The sequence below is a fragment of the Flavobacterium pisciphilum genome (assembly GCF_020905345.1).
Classification (GTDB): Bacteria; Bacteroidota; Bacteroidia; order Flavobacteriales; family Flavobacteriaceae; genus Flavobacterium; species Flavobacterium pisciphilum.
The window spans coordinates 3,206,477-3,226,217 of the sequence record NZ_JAJJMO010000001.1 but is presented as its reverse complement, the minus strand read 5'-3'; the positions used below and the strand labels follow the sequence as shown (position 1 = coordinate 3,226,217).

Annotated in this window: 20 protein-coding genes; 15 read left to right on the top strand and 5 right to left on the bottom strand. The window is 32.3% G+C overall.

Going from position 1 to position 19,741, the window contains the following annotated elements; genetic code table 11:
- Positions 1-65 precede the first annotated feature (65 nt).
- From LNQ49_RS13730 to LNQ49_RS13690, 9 genes are all read left to right on the top strand, one after another.
- Positions 66-1,223, top strand: coding sequence for a homogentisate 1,2-dioxygenase (locus LNQ49_RS13730; RefSeq protein WP_229989528.1), 1,158 nt, complete (start codon positions 66-68; stop codon positions 1,221-1,223).
- 235 nt (positions 1,224-1,458) lie between these two features.
- Entirely contained in the window at positions 1,459-2,619 is a 1,161-nt protein-coding gene (hppD, locus tag LNQ49_RS13725) for a 4-hydroxyphenylpyruvate dioxygenase (protein ID WP_229989527.1), read from the top strand.
- A gap of 293 nt (positions 2,620-2,912) precedes the next feature.
- Positions 2,913-3,680: a DUF3108 domain-containing protein gene (locus tag LNQ49_RS13720; RefSeq protein ID WP_229989526.1), complete on the top strand. Its 768-nt coding sequence runs from the start codon at positions 2,913-2,915 to the stop codon at positions 3,678-3,680.
- A complete protein-coding gene (locus LNQ49_RS13715; protein ID WP_229989525.1) occupies positions 3,680-4,621 on the top strand; it encodes a tryptophan 2,3-dioxygenase family protein in 942 nt (313 codons plus the stop codon). Before LNQ49_RS13720 ends, LNQ49_RS13715 begins: the two co-directional genes overlap by 1 nt.
- Positions 4,622-4,666: 45 nt before the next feature.
- On the top strand, positions 4,667-5,860 hold the full coding sequence (locus LNQ49_RS13710; protein WP_428978353.1) for a peptidoglycan DD-metalloendopeptidase family protein: 1,194 nt from the start codon (positions 4,667-4,669) through the stop codon (positions 5,858-5,860).
- Between the two features lie 164 nt (positions 5,861-6,024).
- Positions 6,025-7,668 carry a glucose-6-phosphate isomerase gene (gene pgi / locus LNQ49_RS13705; RefSeq protein WP_229989521.1) on the top strand — a complete coding sequence of 548 codons (1,644 nt, stop codon included), beginning with the start codon at positions 6,025-6,027 and terminating at the stop codon, positions 7,666-7,668.
- 322 nt (positions 7,669-7,990) lie between these two features.
- Positions 7,991-10,819, top strand: coding sequence for a TonB-dependent receptor (locus tag LNQ49_RS13700; RefSeq protein WP_229989519.1), 2,829 nt, complete (start codon positions 7,991-7,993; stop codon positions 10,817-10,819).
- Positions 10,820-10,923: 104 nt separating this feature from the next.
- Complete coding sequence (locus LNQ49_RS13695; protein ID WP_229989517.1) at positions 10,924-11,346, top strand: hypothetical protein; 423 nt, start codon at positions 10,924-10,926, stop codon at positions 11,344-11,346.
- Between the two features lie 84 nt (positions 11,347-11,430).
- On the top strand, positions 11,431-11,940 hold the full coding sequence (locus LNQ49_RS13690; RefSeq protein WP_229989516.1) for a septal ring lytic transglycosylase RlpA family protein: 510 nt from the start codon (positions 11,431-11,433) through the stop codon (positions 11,938-11,940).
- Here LNQ49_RS13690 and LNQ49_RS13685 read toward each other — a convergent pair.
- Entirely contained in the window at positions 11,933-12,388 is a 456-nt protein-coding gene (locus LNQ49_RS13685) for a DinB family protein (protein WP_229989515.1), read from the bottom strand. The genes LNQ49_RS13690 and LNQ49_RS13685 overlap by 8 nt on opposite strands.
- Before the next feature lie 74 nt (positions 12,389-12,462).
- Here LNQ49_RS13685 and LNQ49_RS13680 point away from each other — a divergent pair, with 74 nt between their 5' ends.
- The 6 genes from LNQ49_RS13680 to nadD all read left to right on the top strand — a co-directional run bounded on the left by LNQ49_RS13680 (position 12,463) and on the right by nadD (position 16,393).
- Complete coding sequence (locus LNQ49_RS13680) at positions 12,463-12,816, top strand: arsenate reductase family protein (RefSeq protein ID WP_229989514.1); 354 nt, start codon at positions 12,463-12,465, stop codon at positions 12,814-12,816.
- 57 nt (positions 12,817-12,873) lie between these two features.
- Positions 12,874-13,734, top strand: coding sequence for a YicC/YloC family endoribonuclease (locus LNQ49_RS13675; RefSeq protein ID WP_229989513.1), 861 nt, complete (start codon positions 12,874-12,876; stop codon positions 13,732-13,734).
- Between the two features lie 12 nt (positions 13,735-13,746).
- A complete protein-coding gene (locus LNQ49_RS13670; RefSeq protein ID WP_229989512.1) occupies positions 13,747-14,634 on the top strand; it encodes a hypothetical protein in 888 nt (295 codons plus the stop codon).
- A complete protein-coding gene (gmk, locus tag LNQ49_RS13665) occupies positions 14,631-15,206 on the top strand; it encodes a guanylate kinase (RefSeq protein WP_229989511.1) in 576 nt (191 codons plus the stop codon). Before LNQ49_RS13670 ends, gmk begins: the two co-directional genes overlap by 4 nt.
- Before the next feature lie 69 nt (positions 15,207-15,275).
- Positions 15,276-15,698, top strand: a complete 423-nt coding sequence (locus LNQ49_RS13660) for a DoxX family protein (RefSeq protein ID WP_229989510.1) — start codon at positions 15,276-15,278, stop codon at positions 15,696-15,698.
- A gap of 113 nt (positions 15,699-15,811) precedes the next feature.
- The gene (nadD, locus tag LNQ49_RS13655) at positions 15,812-16,393 is read left to right on the top strand and encodes a nicotinate (nicotinamide) nucleotide adenylyltransferase (RefSeq protein ID WP_229989509.1); all 582 of its coding nucleotides are present in this window, start codon (positions 15,812-15,814) and stop codon (positions 16,391-16,393) included.
- A 59-nt stretch (positions 16,394-16,452) separates the two neighbouring features.
- On the opposite strand, the gene LNQ49_RS13650 is transcribed toward nadD, so the two are convergent.
- Genes LNQ49_RS13650 through LNQ49_RS13635 form a run of 4 tightly spaced genes read right to left on the bottom strand, consistent with a single transcriptional unit; the run spans position 16,453 to position 19,736 of the window.
- Positions 16,453-17,922 carry a nicotinate phosphoribosyltransferase gene (locus tag LNQ49_RS13650; RefSeq protein ID WP_229989508.1) on the bottom strand — a complete coding sequence of 490 codons (1,470 nt, stop codon included), beginning with the start codon at positions 17,920-17,922 and terminating at the stop codon, positions 16,453-16,455.
- Between the two features lie 24 nt (positions 17,923-17,946).
- Positions 17,947-18,675, bottom strand: coding sequence for a metallophosphoesterase family protein (locus LNQ49_RS13645; RefSeq protein WP_229989507.1), 729 nt, complete (start codon positions 18,673-18,675; stop codon positions 17,947-17,949).
- The gene (locus tag LNQ49_RS13640; protein ID WP_229989506.1) at positions 18,672-19,220 is read right to left on the bottom strand and encodes an RNA 2'-phosphotransferase; all 549 of its coding nucleotides are present in this window, start codon (positions 19,218-19,220) and stop codon (positions 18,672-18,674) included. Before LNQ49_RS13640 ends, LNQ49_RS13645 begins: the two co-directional genes overlap by 4 nt.
- Positions 19,221-19,265: 45 nt before the next feature.
- Positions 19,266-19,736, bottom strand: coding sequence for a macro domain-containing protein (locus tag LNQ49_RS13635; RefSeq protein ID WP_229989505.1), 471 nt, complete (start codon positions 19,734-19,736; stop codon positions 19,266-19,268).
- Between the last annotated feature and the right edge of the window lie 5 nt (positions 19,737-19,741).

The following is a 19,741-nucleotide window of genomic DNA, read 5'->3' as shown; positions in this document are numbered from 1 at the left end:
AATTATCTGTTCGCACAATTCATATTTTCTAATTATCTAATTCAAAATTATCTAATTGAAAAGCCATGCCATTATATCATAAACTAGGAAGTTTTCCTCAAAAAAGACATACTCAGTTCGAAAAACCGAACGGTGGACTTTATTACGAGCAATTATTTGGAACCGAAGGTTTTCACGGACATTCGTCATTATCCTATCATGTTCACAGACCAACACAGGTTAAAGAAATTTTAAATTCTTATTCTGTTGAGCCAAAAATTGCAATTGGAAAAAACATAAAATCATTGCTTTTTAAAGGGTTTGAATTAAAACCAGAAAATGACTTTCTAGATAGCCGAAAAGCAATGCTAGTCAATAAAGACTGCATCATTGGATTGGCAGCTCCAAAAGAATCATTAAGAAAGTATTACTATAAAAATGCTGACGCCGATGAAATGCTTTTTATCCATAAAGGAAAAGGAAAGTTAAGAACCATGTTAGGAAACATTCCTTTTGAATATGGTGACTACTTAATTATTCCAAGAGGTATTATTTACCAAATAGAGTTTGAAACTGAAGACAACCGTCTTTTTTATGTCGAATCCTATTCTCCATTTTATACTCCTAAACGTTATAAAAACCAATCAGGTCAGCACTTAGAACATTCGCCATTTTGCGAACGTGATTTTATCCTGCCTAATGAATTAGAAACACATGACGAAAAAGGTGATTTTTTAATTAAAATCAAAAAAGAAGGCATGATACACGAAGTAGTTTATGCCACACATCCTTTTGACGTTGTGGGTTGGGACGGTTACAATTTTCCGTACGGATTCTCAATTCATAATTTTGAACCTATAACTGGGCGCGTTCACCAACCACCACCAGTACATCAAACTTTCGAAACAGCAACTTTTGTTGTTTGTTCATTCTGCCCAAGGCTTTACGATTATCATCCAAAAGCAATTCCAGCACCTTATAACCATAGTAACATCGATTCAGACGAAGTACTATATTATGTAGATGGTGATTTTATGAGCCGTAATAATATAGAACAAGGTCATATTACTTTACATCCAAAAGGAATTCCACATGGTCCAGCACCAGGTGCGATGGAACGTAGTATTGGTCATAAAGAAACCCAAGAATTAGCAGTAATGGTCGATACTTTCCGTCCGTTAATGGTAACTGAAGAAGCAATGGGATTAGACGATGGACAATATTACAAATCCTGGACAGAATAAATTAGCAATTAAAAGAAGCTGATGAAACTGAATATTGGCTATTCTTATGTGAAGCGCACAAAGAATATCCAAATTGTACCGGTTTATTAAATGATCTGCCAGAAATTTTAAAAATTTTAAATAAAATAATATCAACATCAAAAATGAAAAATTAGAAAATATGTTCGTAAGATAATCCTATCTATGCGCACAGTATCAAATTTTCTAATTGACACATTTTCAAATTAAAAAAATCATGTCAAAAGAAGTAAAATCAGTAGAATACGGTTTAGAAAAAATCTTTGAAGGAGCACAAGACTTCCTTCCATTATTAGGAACAGATTATGTAGAATTCTACGTAGGAAATGCAAAACAATCTGCACATTATTACAAAACAGCTTTTGGTTATCAATCATTAGCTTATGCAGGATTGGAAACTGGGGTAAAAGACAAAGCATCTTATGTGTTGAAACAAGACAAAATCAGAATTGTTTTAACTACTCCATTGACACAAGATTCACCAATTCATGAACATCTTAAAAAACATGGTGATGGAGTAAAAGTTGCTGCACTTTGGGTTGAAGATGCAAGAAGCGCTTATGAGGAAACTATGAAACGTGGAGCTCGTTCATTTATGGAACCAACTGTTGAAAAAGACGAATTTGGAGAAGTAGTACGTTCAGGAATCTACACTTATGGAGAAACCGTTCATATTTTTGTAGAAAGAAAAAACTACAATGGTGTTTTCTTACCAGGTTACAAAGAATGGAAATCTGACTATAACCCTGAACCAACTGGATTAAAATACATTGATCATATGGTAGGGAATGTAGGTTGGAACGAAATGAATACTTGGGTAAAATTCTACGAAGACGTTATGGGATTTGTGAATTTCTTATCCTTTGATGACAAACAAATCAATACTGAATACTCTGCCTTAATGAGTAAAGTAATGAGCAACGGAAACGGGAGAATCAAATTTCCAATCAATGAACCAGCTGAAGGAAAGAAAAAATCTCAAATTGAAGAATACTTAGATTTTTATGGCGGACCAGGAATACAACACATTGCCATTGCGACAGATGACATTATTAAAACCGTTTCTGACTTAAAATCACGTGGTGTAGAGTTTTTATCTGCTCCTCCTCATACCTATTACCAAGCAATTCCTGAAAGACTCGGAGTTCATATGGATATGATGAAAGAAGATTTAAATGAAATTGAAAAACTAGCTATCATGGTCGATGCAGATGAAGATGGGTATTTATTACAGATCTTTACTAAGCCTGTTCAAGACCGTCCTACCCTATTTTTCGAAATAATTCAGAGAATGGGAGCAAAAGGATTCGGTGCAGGGAACTTTAAAGCCCTTTTTGAGTCAATTGAAAGAGAACAAGAATTGCGAGGAACGCTGTAAAAACGCATTTTTTATGCATTATGTAAAAAAATCCTCTTTAAACTGATGCTTTTTTTGCAAATGTTATGTTAAACTAACTTTTTTGCTATTATTTTTAAGGAGTTTGTATCTATCTTTGCACTCGCAAAACAGGAGGGGGTGGTTTCCTTCCTAAATTGATATAAATTTCATAATTTATAGTTTTTTGGTTAGTTAATAGCATAAAAACTCAGTCATTCCTTGACTGAGTTTTTTTGTTTTAATACATTTGGAATAGAATTTGCATTTATTTTTATAAATTGTCAAAGAAACTTATGAAAAAACTAATCCTCTCCATATTCGTCATCCTTACACTTAGCTTCGACACCCAAAAAGAAGATGCTTTTGATGTAGGTGAATGGTTCAAGTTTAGAATACACTATGGCATTATAAATGCCGGGTATGCAACTCTCGAAATAAAAGAAGCTACAGTAAATAATAAAAAAGTATTCCATGCAGTAGGCAAAGGGTACACAACAGGTATGTCTCGATTTTTCTTCAAAGTAGACGACCTATATGAAAGCTACTTTGACAAAGAAACCGGAAACCCGTATCAGTTTGTACGAAAAATAGACGAAGGCGGCTACACCAAAAATCAAGAAGGTTTTTTTAGTCAAGATGGTCGAGTTCTAGTAAAAGACTACAAACACAAAACCGAAAAAACAGTTACTGTTAACAAAAACGTACAAGATATAATATCCGCATTTTATTATTTGAGGAATCATCCTAATATAGACAAACTAAAATCAGGAGACTCAATAACGATCGACATGTTTTTTGACAACGAAACAACAAAATTTAAGTTAAAATTCGTAGGTCGTGAGGATATTACAACTAAATTTGGGACCGTTCCAACTATGATATTTAAACCATTAGTACAATCGGGACGAGTTTTCAAAGAAAAAGAAAGCGTAACACTCTGGATAACAGATGACGACAACAAATTACCTGTTCGAGTAAAAGCTGAACTTGCTGTTGGCTCGATAAAAGCCGATTTAGATGCGTTCAAAGGATTAAAAAATCCACTTAAAGTAAAAAAATAATGAATATCACTGATAATTCAGAATCAATTTTAAAAGAAATTGATAAAAAATACCATGCTATCAACCAAAAAACAGACGTACAATTAGAAGGTCTGCTTTGGTCTAAACCCATTACGTATTGGGATTACATTCAAACTGACGCACTTTTAAATCTACAAATACAAAGAACGACACTTCCTGACGAAATGGTATTTATTATGTACCATCAGGTAAATGAATTAATATTCAAAATGATTCTTTGGGAAATTGAACAAATTTCAGAAGTAGAAAATATTCAAACTGATTTCTTCAGCGAACGCCTTTCTAGAATTACAAGATATTTTGATATGCTAACCAACTCATTTAGCATAATGGAAAACGGAATGGAAGTAGAACAGTATATGAAATTCCGAAACACATTAACTCCTGCTAGTGGTTTTCAGAGCGCACAATATCGACTAATCGAATTCTCTTCAACCGATGTAATCAACCTAACAGATCGCAGGTACAAAGATAGCTTTGACGCAAACACTGACTTAGAAACTAGCTTTGAGCACTTATATTGGCAAGCTGCTGGAAAGGATTACAAAACAGGAAAGAAATCATATTTACTTCAAGAATTTGAGAAAAAATACAAATCTCAATTTCTGACTCAAATGAAAGAATATCAAACCAAAAACATTTGGCAAAAATTCAAACAACTTCCAGAAAAAGATCAAAAGAACCCAACATTAATTCAAGCCATGCGTCATTATGACCATACAGTAAATATTACTTGGGTAATGCAACATTTAAACACAGCCATAAAATACATTCTTGAAAGCGGAAAAGGAAATGGAGAAGCAACTGGCGGAAGTGATTGGCAAAAATACATGCATCCAAAATACCAACGGAGGATATTTTTTCCAGAACTATGGAGTCCAGAAGAATTAGCCAATTGGGGAAATGAAAAAGAAGTTTAATTAATAAAAAAGGAAAGTTTGAAACAAGTATCAGCAATTATAATAATGTTATTTTTAATAATATCATGTAATAAAACAACGGATAAAATTGAAACTAAAATTACCAAACCAAAACCACCTAAAACTGAATTTGGATTTAATTATGCTGACTACAATGTAGTTAATGACACTATAGAAAAAGGGCAAACCTTTGGCACTATCATACAAGGACAAAACATTGGTAACAAGCAAGTCTACACTATTGTAGAACAAATTAAAGACTCGTTTAACGTTAGATCAATACGTTACCACAAACCATACACGCTCCTTAGATCAAAAAACAAAACAAATGACCTACAAGTTTTCATTTACCAGCCCGATGCATTAAGCTATTATGTAATTGATTTACGAGACAGCATAGCAAAGGCATACAGAAAAGTAAAACCCGTTACTCTTAAACGAAAAATAATAGGTGGCGTTTTAAAAAGTTCTTTATCAGAAACTTTAGGCAATGAAAGTGTCGAAGCCGCTCTTGCTGGTCGAATTACTAAAATATTTGCTTGGTCAATTGACTTCTTCAAACTAAAAAAAGGAGATCGCTATGGCTTAATTTTTAAAGAACGCTTTATAAATGACTCTATCTATGATGGCGTTGAAGAACTTGAAGCTGCTTTCTTTGAATACAAAGGTAAACTCGTTTATGCATTTCCTTTTGAACAAGACACAACATCTGGAAGAATAGAATATTATGACGATCAAGGAAAAACGCTTAAAAATCTTTTTTTAAAGACACCAATAAAATTTAGCCGAATCACATCTAGATTTACTAGCAATAGATTCCACCCTGTACAACATACTTGGAAAGCACATAAAGGAACCGATTATGCGGCACCTACAGGAACCCCAATATCTACAACAGCAGCCGGAATTGTAGAAACTACGGGGTATACAGCTGGAAATGGAAATTTTGTTAAAGTAAAACATAATGGTACTTACTCTACTCAATATTTACATATGTCTCGAATATTAGTAAGACGCGGACAACGTGTCACACAAGGTCAAACTATTGGACTAGTAGGAAGTACTGGTTTAGCAACAGGACCTCACGTATGTTATCGCTTCTGGAAAAATGGCGTACAAGTAGATGCTTTAAAACTCAACTTACCTACCGGAGAATCGTTGACTGGCAGAAACAGAGAACGTTTTATGAAACAAATAGAACCTCTAAAAAGAGAACTGGACAGCATTGGTAATTTGTAGCCATTATTACTCACTCCACAAGCCCTCCTAGAACAATTAATAAAGAACATCATAATACACGTATAAGCCTTAATTTTGTTATATAACTGTAAAGTTTCAAACAATTAAAACTAATTTCAGTATTTTTGTTTTTCAATAACCGAACTACAATTTTAAACATAAAAATGGCTTTAAATACAACAAACCCAACTGGGACCGAAGCGTGGAAAAAATTACAAAACCACTATAAAGACATCCAAGGAACTACTATGCAAGAATTGTTTCAAGCTGACAATTCAAGAGCAGAAAAATTCAATTTAAAATGGAATGATTTTTTAGTTGATTACTCTAAGAACAATATCAATCAAGAAACAATATCTCTTTTACTTGAATTAGCCAATACAATTGGAGTAAAGAATGCAATTAGTGATTACTTTAATGGTGAGCTAATTAATCAAACAGAAAACAGAGCTGTACTACACACCGCATTACGCGCCAAAGAATCTGCAGTAATAAAAGCTGATGGACAAAATGTAATACCTGAAGTTTATAGCGTAAAAAACAAAATAAAAACATTCACCCAAGAAGTTACTTCTGGAGCAAGAAAAGGATTCACAGGAAAAACATTTACTGATATTGTAAACATTGGTATTGGTGGATCTGATTTAGGACCTGTAATGGCGGTTGAAGCTTTACAATTTTACAAAAATCACCTAACGACACATTTTGTTTCAAATGTAGATGGCGACCATGTTAATGAAGTAATTAAAAAATTAAACCCAGAAACAACATTATTCGTAATTGTCTCTAAAACTTTCACTACTCAAGAAACACTAACCAATTCAGAAACCATAAAAGAATGGTTTTTAAAATCGGCTAGTCAGGAAGACATCGCAAAACATTTCGTAGCAGTATCAACTAACATTGAAAAAGTTACTGAATTTGGAATTAACCCTGACAATGTTTTTCCTATGTGGGATTGGGTTGGAGGACGCTTTTCATTATGGAGTGCCGTTGGTTTAAGCATTAGCTTAGCTGTTGGATTTGATAATTATGACGAATTGTTAAATGGTGCTTATGAAATGGACGAACATTTTAAATCGGCCGAGTTTGATCAAAACATTCCAGTAATTCTAGCTCTATTAAGTGTTTGGTACAATAATTTCTTTGGAGCCGAAAGCGAAGCATTAATTCCATACACACAGTATTTACAAAAATTAGCTCCTTATTTGCAACAAGCAACCATGGAAAGCAATGGAAAAAGTGTTGGACGTGATGGAAAACCTGTTAACTACCAAACTGGAACAATCATTTGGGGAGAACCTGGAACAAACTCACAACATGCTTTTTTCCAATTAATACATCAAGGAACAAAATTAATTCCAACTGATTTTATCGGGTATATCAAACCTTTATACGGTAACGAAGACCATCACAATAAATTGATGTCAAACTTCTTTGCACAAACGGAAGCCTTATTGCACGGAAAAACAAAAGAACAAGTTCAAGCCGAATTTGACAAACAAGGTCTTGCAGCAGACAAGGCAGCATTTTTATTACCTTTTAAAGTATTTACTGGTAACAAACCTACAAATACAATATTGATTCAAAAACTAACTCCAAAATCTTTAGGTTCATTAATTGCTCTATATGAACACAAAATATTTGTACAAGGAATTATATGGAATATATTTAGCTATGATCAATGGGGAGTAGAATTAGGAAAGCAATTGGCTAATTCTATACTTGATGAAATCAATACAAAAACAGTAAAAAACCACGATAGTTCAACTTCTTTTTTACTAAATTATTTCTTAAAAAATAAGTAAGTACTAGAAACTTAATACTACACAATACATAAAAGCTTATTGATTCACATCCGATCAATAAGCTTTTTCTTATAATACTAATTTTCAACATATTCTGTTCATCCAAATTTAACACCAACTCCCTTTTTATGGCTAAAGCTCATTGCCATTTTAACAAATAATCACGTTGAAAATTCAAAAAAACATTAATTTCCTTATTATAAATCAACAAAACCCCTTTAATATTCAAGAGATTACGCAAAACATAATTTTCTTAACGTTTTGATAACATAATCCGATTAATTTGTTATAATTTTGCCAAAAACAATTAACTAAATAACAAATGAAGACAATGAAAAATTGGTTACTCACAGGACTATTGTTCATGATAGTTTCAACCGTATTTTCGCAAGGAAAAATCACAGGTACTATTACCGATGGTTCAAATTCTTTACCTGGAGCTAACGCTGTTGTTAAAGGATCAACCGAAGCTAGTTCAAGCGATTTTGATGGAAAATTTTCTATTTCAACTTCAGTAGCTTCTGGAGAAATAGTTATTTCTTACTTAGGTTACGATACTAAAACAATTAAATTTTCTGTTTCTAAAGGCGGAACAACTAATTTAGGAACTATCGTTTTAACATCAAACTCTAACCAATTAGAAGAGATTGTTATAAAAAGTACCATAGTTGATATCGCAAAGGACAGAAAAACTCCTGTTGCTGTTTCTACAATTAAAGCTTCAGAAATTCAAGCAAAATTAGGAACTCAGGAATTTCCTGAAATCTTAAGAAATACACCTTCAGTATATACTACAAAAGGTGGTGGTGGATACGGAGATTCAAGAATTAACATTCGTGGATTTGACCAAAAAAACATTGCTGTAATGGTAAATGGTATGCCAATTAACGACATGGAAGGTGGAACTGTTTACTGGAGTAACTGGGCTGGACTTGCAGATGTAACTTCAGCAATGCAAGTACAAAGAGGTCTAGGTTCATCTAAACTTGCTGTATCTTCTGTAGGAGGAACAATAAACATTGTAACTAAATCTTCTGACATGAAAGAAGGTGGGTCATTTTCTTCAGGATTTGGTAATGCAAATTATTTAAAATTGCAAGGATCTTACAATACTGGAAAATTAGACAATGGTCTTTCTGCTTCTGTTTTATTGTCACAAACTCGTGGAGACGGATATGTAAAAGGAACAGAATTCGAAGGTACTAATTATTATGTAGCTTTAGGATATTCTACAAAAGACAACAAACATGATTTCCAATTTACTTTAACTGGTGCGCCACAATGGCACAATCAGAGATCTTCAAACATATCAATTGAAACTTACCAAAAATACGGTTCTGTTGACAACCCAAATACAAGATATAATGCAGATGCAGGATATTTAGATGGAGAAACGTACAATATTAGAAAAAACTACTACCACAAACCAATTGCTTCTATCAACTGGGATTACAAAATAAACGAAACTACTAAACTTTCTAGTGTATTTTACGCTTCAATGGGACGTGGAGCTGGAGCAAGTGCTTCAGGTGGTATTAGAGGAAAAGTCTACAGTGATGCAACAGCATTCAGAACAGCTAATGGTTTAGTAGATTATGATAAAATTGTAGCTTACAACTCTGGTCAATCGGTTTATATAGATGGTTTTACTGGATTACAAACTAGAGCTAAAGTTGGAGGTGTTTACCAAAACACATTCTCTTCAGGATCAAATGCTAACACTCCTGCTGCTGCAAGTTCAGGAACTTCAGGAATCTCACAAACTGCATCTATCAACTCACATGACTGGTTTGGTGCTGTAATTAACTTGAATAAAAAATTAAGCAATACATTAACTTTAGATTTTGGAGTTGATGCTAGAACTTACAAAGGATATCACTTTACTGTACTAAATGACCTACTAGGTGGAGGTGAATTTTACGATACATCCATTAAAAGCTTACAACCAGGAGGTAGACACCTTACAACTGAGTATTCTACAGACGTTCAATGGAATGTTTTCAAAAAAGTAGATTATGATAAAATTTCATTCAACAGTACTGGAAATGTAAGATGGTATGGAGCTTTTACTCAATTAGAGTACTCTAAAGATAATTTAACTGCATTTATTCAAGGGGCAGTCTCTCAACAAGGATACAAAAGAGAAGATAACTTCTTGTACGATCCAGCTGTAAATCCTGAATTAGCTTCAACAGACTACAAAAATATAGTAGGTGGAAACGTAAAAGGTGGTGCAAACTACAACATTAATGAGAAAAACAATGTATACGTAAATGCTGGTTATTACTCAAAACAACCGTTTTTTAACGCTGTTTACCCAAATAATAAATCAACAGTAAACCCTAACCTTACTAACGAAAAAATCATTGGTTTTGAAGCTGGATACGGATTCCGTTCTCGTTTCTTCAATGCTACTGTTAACGTTTATAACACAACTTGGAATGATAGATATTTAAAAGGTAAAGCTCTTCCAACTAGTGCTCAATACCCTTCAAATACTACTTATACAGAATACGTAGGTCTTAATGAAGTTCACTCAGGAATTGAATTTGAAGGAAGTTCAAATTTGACTGAAAAATTAAAAGTTAACGCAATGTTCTCTTACGGAATTTGGGAATACAAAGGAAATGCAACTGTAAATGCTTATTTACAAGCAGACAATACTCCAATTCCAGAATTTACAGGAGCTACAGTTTACATGGACAAAGTAAAAGTTGGTGATGCTGCACAAATAACAGCTTCTTTAGGTGCATCTTACGAAGTACTAACAAGAGTAACTCTTGATGCTAACTACAATTTTAATGACAAATTATACGCAGGATTAAGCCCAGTAGATTTTACTTCTCCAGACAACAAAGGAGCTTTAGAATTACCTTCTTACGGAATTATGGATGCAGGTTTCTCATACAAAATGCTTTTAGGAAGAGACAAAGACAAATCAATGAACTTTAGATTAAACGTAAACAACGTTTTAGACAAAATTTACATTGCTGAATCTAGAACAAATACTTTTGCTGATGATTTCATTAATGGAAAAGATGGAGCTACTTATGCTTCAGCTGGAAGAACATATAATGGGGTAGCAACAAACAACCAAGTATTCTTTGGTTTTGGAAGAACTTGGAACTTTACATTAAGTTATAATTTCTAATATTTAGAATCAAAATAATTATCAAAAACGGCATTGGCTTTTAGCTTAATGCCGTTTTTTTATGCCATAATTTTGTTTATATTTGTTTAAAAAACTTTAGTTCTATGTATTATTTCATACAAAAATTCCACTCAGGATGGGCATACATTGTCTTAATCCTTTTACTTGTTGCAGTTATAAATGCCATCATTGGTTTTACTTCAAAAAAAGATTTTACATCTACTGATCGTAAGATTGGTCTTTTCACATTAATTGCAACTCATACACAATTACTAATTGGTTTGATCCTTTATTTTATCTCTCCATTTGGTAAAGCAGCTTTTGGACAAATGGCAAACGCAGAACTTAGACTTACCTCATTAGAACACCCACTAATTAATATCATTGCAATTATTTTGATAACTATTGGATGGTCAAAACATAAAAATTTAATCACAAGCGAATCTAAATTCAAAACATTTTCGATTTTTTACGGATTAGGATTAGTATTGATTTTAAGCAGATTACCATGGAGCTCATGGTTCTAAAAGCACAAATAAAGCCCTAAATACAGGGCTTTTTTTTATTTCGGCATATTATTTGTGTAAGTTATCACCTTAAAAATAAAATTTATGAGTAATAAAACATCTATCATACTTTCTATCCTAATCATTACTTTTTTAAGTTGTGGTTTTTCATATATAACAAGTCAAACCAAACCTGTTGACCCTAAAATAATACAGGACACCTTAAAAAACCCAAGAAACAAAACAGTTGCCTCTCCTACTAATACAGAAAAAGACTCTATAACTATAGATAAAAATTCCAAATTAAAACTATACAAAAAATCTGCTCATGCCTCCTATTATGCTGATCGTTTTAATGGACGAAAAACTGCAAACGGAAGCCGCTTCAACAACAATAAATATACTGCTGCTCACAAAAAACTTCCTTTTGGCACCAAAGTAAAAGTCACTAACGAAGCTAATGGAAAATTTGTAATTGTAGAAATTACAGATAGAGGACCATTTGTAAAAACACGTGAGATAGATTTATCAAAACGTGCTTTTATGGACATTACCAAAAATAAAGGTGCTGGTGCAATGAAAGTAACTATTGAGACAATAGAAAAAATTAAATAAATTTTCGGATACTCATCATAATTCCAACATGGAGTGCCTCATGATAGTTATTAAAAGATAATGCATCATCAATATTTTTAAAAACAAAACCAAGACTTGTCGTTAATTCATTATATGTTTTAAATACTTTAGCACTATAATCTTCCTCTGTTTTATTTATAGTTTCAAAAAGTAATGATTTAATTTCCTCAAGTTCCGCTTGCGATATATCTCCTTCAGGCTTGGTTCCTTTTCTATATTTTTCTACCAACTCATCCGAAACCATCATTGGCAACCCTGATAATTTATAAACCAGCAATTGCTGTGTAACAATAATATGTGCAATATTCCAAATTACATTATTATTAAAACCTTCTGGGGTCTTATTTAATTGCTCTAAGGAAAAATTATTTAAAAATTGCGAAATTAAATTTCTGCTTACTCTTGTTGCTTCAAATGTCTGAGTCATAATTCTACTTTTTTTATAAAAATAAACATTTTAAATTTTAAATAGATTTCTTTGCAGTCTAAACTTTGATACCTATGAACAAAATATACTACCTCGCTTCTTGCGATACTTGTCGCAAAATAATAAAAGGATTACCTAAAGATATTGATTTAGCATATCATGATATCAAACAAAATCCAATTACTGAAACTGAACTTGAAGAAATGCACCAACTTGCTGGTAGCTACGAAGCGCTATTCAGTAAAAAAGCGCAATTGTATAAATCGATGGATTTAAAAAACAAATCATTGACCGAAGCCGATTTCAAAAAATACATACTAGAACATTATACTTTCTTGAGTCGTCCTGTCTTTATTATTGATGAAAAAATATACATTGGCAACTCTCAACAAAATATCTTACAGGTAATGAAGGCTTTAGCCAAATAACCTTCAATAAGATTACAGCAAATATTTCATTATCTTTGCCCCTTTATATCCAATTATATGATACAATCCATGACAGGGTTCGGTAAGGCTTCTTTGCAATTACCAACAAAAAAGATTACTGTAGAAGTAAAATCGTTAAACAGTAAAGGTTTAGACCTCAATGTTAGAATGCCTTCACTTTACAGAGAAATGGAATTGGGTTTACGCAATCAGATTGCATTGAAACTAGAAAGAGGCAAAGTTGATTTTTCTATATTTATCGAAAGTACCTCTGAGCAAACATCTACGAAAGTAAATGTCCCTATCGTGAAAATTTATATCAACCAATTAAAAGAAGTTTATCCTCAGGCTGATGAAACTGAATTAATGAAGATGGCTATTCGTATGCCTGACACATTAAAAACAGAACGTGAGGAAATTGATGAAAATGATTGGGAGCAAATTCAAACTGTAATTGAAGAAGCACTACAAAACATCTTGAATTTTAGAAAAGATGAAGGGGAATCTCTTGAAAAAGAATTTCAATTACGCATTGGCAATATCCGTCAATATATGACTGATGCTTTGGCACTAGACCCAGAACGTGTTCAGGCTATAAAAGACCGTTTGCAAACAGCAATTTCGGAACTTAAAGTAAATGTTGATGAAAATCGTTTTGAGCAAGAACTTATCTATTATCTTGAAAAATTAGACATAACCGAAGAAAAAGTTCGTCTAACCAATCATCTAGATTATTTCCTAGAAACTATTAACGGCACAGAAGCTAATGGTAGAAAATTAGGTTTTATTACTCAAGAAATGGGTCGTGAAATTAATACGATGGGATCAAAATCTAATCATGCTCAAATGCAAAAATTGGTTGTGATGATGAAAGATGAATTAGAAAAAATTAAAGAACAAGTTTTGAATGTGCTTTAAATAGGTTGATGCATGAAAAAAACATTTCTCTTACTGGCTTTTCTATTTATAACTTCATTCCCTTTATTTGCTCAAACATTAAAAGTTGAACTACAGAATATTCGGACTGAAGAGAAAGTACTAACGGGTTCGATTAATGAAAAATATTCAATCACCATGTACCTTAAATTTTATAATTCTTCTGAAGACCACATGAGAATTTATTCTGTTGAAGGATGGTATTATTATGACAATATCAAGAAAAAAATCCCATTGGTAGGAATTTATGATGGTGACCTTACCTTATATTCATTTAAAACTAAAAAACAACAGAATCAAATTTTAAACTTTGACTCAAAAGGAACTATTTGGCAAAAACTAGATACTCTTAAGAGTCTAACTGGATTTGATGAGAAATTTAGTTATTCAGGAAGTGATAAATCAACTAATGAATGGAGTGATGGAAAGAAAAAATTAAAACTCAATTTTTACAATAATGACATTTCTCTTTTAAAAGAATACCAACTTTTAAACATAAAAAGTCCTAAGATAAATCGAAACATCGATTTATCACACTTAGGGTTTTATGACAGAGATTTCGAATTAATAAATTTTACAAGCACCTCAACAGGAACAAAAATATTATTAAAATTTGACTATATATCCAAATTCAACATACAAGGAATGTGTGGTGCTGGCAGTGAAATTGGGTACACAATATTAAACTACAATTCCGATTTTAACTTAATAGATACTCAAAGAGCAGAAATAGAAAGCTGCTTAAGCAATGTCTATTACGAACAAATGAAGAGTGACGTAAAACACATTAAAAAATTTAAATTATCTGAAAATGGTGCTGACACCAAAATTGCAAAGGCAATTACCATTAATGAGAAATTAATTGAAATTAAAACAGAATGAAAAAAGGAAAATTAATAGTATTTTCAGCACCTTCAGGTTCAGGAAAAACAACCATCGTTAGACATTTATTAAGCAAAGAAGATTTAAATTTAGAATTCTCTATATCTGCAGCCTCACGTGAGCCACGTGGAGAGGAAGTTAATGGAACTGATTACTATTTCATTTCATTAGAACAATTTAAAAAGCATATTAAAGCCGAAGACTTCCTAGAATGGGAAGAAGTATACCGTGATAATTTTTACGGGACTTTAAAAAGCGAAATTGAACGTATTTGGGCCTTAGGAAAAAATGTTATTTTTGACATTGATGTTTCTGGTGGATTACGTATCAAACATAAATTCCCTGAACAAACTCTTGCTGTTTTTGTAAAACCTCCAAGTATTGATGAACTAAAAATAAGATTGAAAAAACGTTCTACGGAAAGTGAAGATAAAATCAATATGCGTATTGCAAAAGCATCTGTAGAATTAGCAACAGCTCCTCAATTTGACAAGATTATCAAAAATTACGATTTAGATACTGCCAAAGAAGAAGCATATCAACTGGTAAAGGAATTTATAAATAGAGATTAGAAATTCTAAACTAAAGAGCGATATCAAAAGAATAAATTAATTTTAGAACAGAAAACAGTACTTAACATTATGATTAAATTATTTCAAGTCAAAAGAAACGAAAATAGCCTGAGTCTTATTCTTCTTATAATTCGATTATCAATTGCTACATTGATGATTTTTCATGGTTTACCAAAGTTAAACACACTTTTAGCTGGAGGTGAAATCCAATTTCCCGATCCTCTTGGAGTAGGAAGCACTTTCTCTTTATGTCTTGCTGTTTTTGCAGAAGTTGTATGTTCTTTCTTTATTGCAATAGGTTTAGGAACAAGATTAGCCGCAATACCATTACTAATAACAATGCTAGTAGCTGTATTTATTATTCATGGTGCTGACCCAATCGACACTAAAGAAATGGGAATACTATACCTATTGTTCTATTTACTCCTTTTTGTTACAGGAAGCGGTAAATTTTCGGTTGATAACCTGATCACTAAAAAGAATCGTTTTTAAGCTTAATCGCTACATTTCAGAACAATTTTGAAAGTAAAAAAAGAATTAACTACCCTGTATTGTATTATTGTAGTTAATTACAATTTGATCTATCAAACAAAATAACCATTTTTATGAAAATTGGTCTTTATTTCGGAACTTTCAATCCCATTCATGTTGGGCATCTTATTATTGCCAATCACATGGCAGAACATGCCAATTTAGACCAGGTTTGGATGGTGGTAACACCTCACAACCCGCTTAAAAAGAAGAGCACATTACTAGACGATTACCATCGCTTACAAATGGTTCATATTGCTACTGATAGTTTCGAAAAAATCAAACCTTCAGATATAGAGTTTAAACTCTCTCAGCCTAATTATACTGTAAATACGCTAATTCATTTGCAAGAAAGATATCCAAATCATGAATTTTCATTGATTATGGGGGAAGACAATTTGAAAACTCTTCACAAATGGAAAAATTATGAAGTGATTCTTCAAAATTATGATATTTATGTTTACCCTAGAATTTCATCTGAAGTAGAAAATGTAGAACTAAAAAACCATCCTAAAGTTCATTTAATAGATGCTCCAATCGTAGAAATATCTTCTACTTTTATTCGCAATAATATTAAAGAAGGAAAAAATATTCAACCCCTGTTACCTGAAAAAGTTTGGGAATATATTGACCATAATAATTTCTACAAGAAGTAAATCTATTTAAAAAATAAAAAAGCCTAAATGTTAATTTCATTTAGGCTTTTCTTTATTATTTAGCTTATTACAAGCTCCTCATTTTTTATATTATTTCGAATGGCTGTTAATGTGTGATTAATTAACAATTTACCATCTCGAAAAACTTCTTTTAATTCTCCCTTTCTCTCTTCTTCCCAAGAAACATTATCTGTTAAATGATATACCCCATCTACTAAATCTATCTTCATTAATCCCTTAGCAGATTTCTTTGTTCCATCGTCTGTAATTGGATCTTTAAAGATCGCTCTTCCCTCACCGTTTACTTCACCGTAAGTTGCTTTCATTGCAAATCCAAAAGTATCTCTGGTATTATACTGATATGTAAATGAACCAATCCCCAGAACCACATTTGTAGAAGCAAATCCTTTAGCTTTTAATCTTTCGCAAATTTGAGTTGCTCTAGCTACAGTAATACTATCTCCATATATTGCTCCAATTTGCGGCACTAACTCTCTATATCCTTTACTATTTGTTGTTCCTCCAAAAACATCCCAGATTAATTCTATAACACCTTTCTTTTCTTCTTCTGTTTTCCCGTTTGGATTACCACAAATAATATCTACCGGATCACCACTATCTGGACGAATCACAACTTTACCTTCTCTTGAAATAATTTCTTCCTTTAATTGAGGTAAATAATCAGTCAATACTCTCCATAAATCCCAAGTATCAGCAACTATAGAAACAATTCCTTTAGGGTAAACTTCGCAAATTAATCTTTTAAAAGTTTCACATTCCCCTTCGGTAGTTCCCATACACATTACTGAATGCTCAGTTGCAGCTACTGAACCTGCAACTAATTCAATATCTGAATTGGCATTGTAATACTCCTCTAGAAAATCAATCGCCGGAATAGTATCTGTACCTGTAAAACTTAATAAATGCCCTGCAGAAGACGTTACTGCTGCCTCTATTCCTCCCATTCCTCTCATAGAGAAATCATGCCCTTGCCAATCTACAAACTCAGGAACAGATGATGTTTCCTGTGCATATTTATCAAGCACTTTTCTATACTGTTTTGCAATTGTTGCAGAATTACAAGGCAACCAAACCACTGCTGAAAGCAATGTTTCAAAGTAATTTGTTAACCAAAAAAATTCTGGAAGTGTATTGTACATAGTAAACATAGGAACACGAATTGGTACACTTGTTCCTTCTGGCAAAGCTTTAAAAACCATCGGAATATATCCTAAATCATGTAAATCTTCGATATGCTTAGTCCCAACTAAATTCTCTCCCAAATAGTTATTGATTCTACGAGCGTATTTTTTTACCACTTCCTCTTTTGGCTGTTTAAAAAAATGCAAATCGAAATCCTGAATAATATACTTTTTGATAAAATATTGCAATCCAAAAAATACAACTTCTTCAACTCCTTCGATTCTTGACTTTCTTGGTGTCCAATTAGAGTATACTAATGTTGTCCCTGTTGGATATTGTCTTCTGTGGTCTACTTTATAACCATCTGTTAGTAATAATGGGTTCATGGTTTATTATTTTAATTTATACATTTAATTTCTTCCTTTTTCGTCTGGATACATATCCTTGACAACATCACTTTGATAAACTGTTTTTGTATCAATATCAATACACGACAATTTTCCATAAAATCCAGCTCCTGTATCTATATTCCACACATTACATCCTTGCATTGGGACGTCAATACCATAATGTAGAGTTGGTGTATGACCTATATAGATTTCATCAAAAAGCAATAATCTTTTGGGATAAGAAAGTGAATCCTTTTTTATACGTTTATCCATTGTTAAAGCCATTTCCCATAAGGTACGATCCCAAGAATAATTGGTTGAATAGTGTTCTTTCTCTGGTCCATGCATCGATGAGAAACCGGCATGAATAAACAATCTCTTTTGCTCATCGATATAATAGTTTTCCATTTTCTTGAAAAACAGCAAATGCTCTCGTTTTAACTCAGCAGTATAATTCTCATAACTTTTTATTGTTTCGGCACCACCATGCTTAACCCAAACTGCATCTACATTTCCTGATTCAAGCCAACCTTCGCACCAAATATCGTGATTCCCTTTAATAAAGATGCAATTGTATTTTTTACTTAAGTCAACAAGAAAATCAATTACTTGGGCTGATTCACTCCATCCATCAACATAATCTCCCAAAAAAATTAAATCATCGTCTGACTTGATTTTAATTCTTTCTAAAATCTGAGTCAATGCCCTAAACCCTCCATGAATATCTCCTATGACTAGCCTTCTTTTCATGATTTAAAATCAATATATTTTGAAGGAACTTCATCTGTAAGCCATACTCCATTTTCTGAAAGATAGAATTTAAAACCATCTGTATGCATCATTCCAGCATTGACAGTTAAAATAATCGGAATCCCTCTCCTACTTCCTACCTTAATAGCTGTTTCTTTGTCTTTACTAAGATGTACATGTTGACGTTTCATTTTCTTTAAACCGCCTTCTCTGATGTTTTGTATATTGGTACCAACAGTACCGTGATATAAATAATCTAATGGTTGTACTGCATTAAGATTCAATTCAACATCTATAGAATGCCCTTGACTTGCTCGTATTTTTGTTTTATCATCATTGAAAGCAAATCGTTTTTTATCATTAGTTTCAACTACAATATTCAACGAATCTAAATCTAATTGCTTTTTATGTTTATTGCATTGAGTTATCAATTCATCTACATTTGCCCAACCATTTTCATCTAATTTTAAATGAATAGTTTCAGGCGAATGTCTAAGAACAAGGCTTAAAAATTTGCTTGTTCCTTTTATATCTTTTTCGTTCATTTTTCTGTAAAATTTTAATTTAAACAGATTGATTCTCAAATTTATCTAAAAATCATATACTGTTACTTGTACATCATTATGAGAAAGTGTTTTTAGAATGATTGGTTCTATATTTTCCCATTTTCCGCCTGCTAAACCGCAACCAATTCTTGGCATATGAATACTAGCTTTATTTTCATTTGCGAAAGATGCTACCTCTTTTAATCCTTTTTCAATTGCATCATATCTTATTGGAGCATTCCCATTCTCATCTTTATTAATTTTATGCTGACCAATTAAATTTGCCACCCAAAAATCCTCTTCAACTTGAACAAATTGAACTTTACCTAATTCAAAATTATTTTTTGATTTAAACCATTCCCTATATTGATTTTCGGGTTTTTTCCATTTTTTTGAAATTGCCATGACAAATCCTTTACCCCAACCTCCTATATCATTACATATATGAACAATTATTTTTCTCTCTTCCGAATCAGGAGATGTAGCGTCTCCTTTTATATATTTAATATCTTTCATTTTAT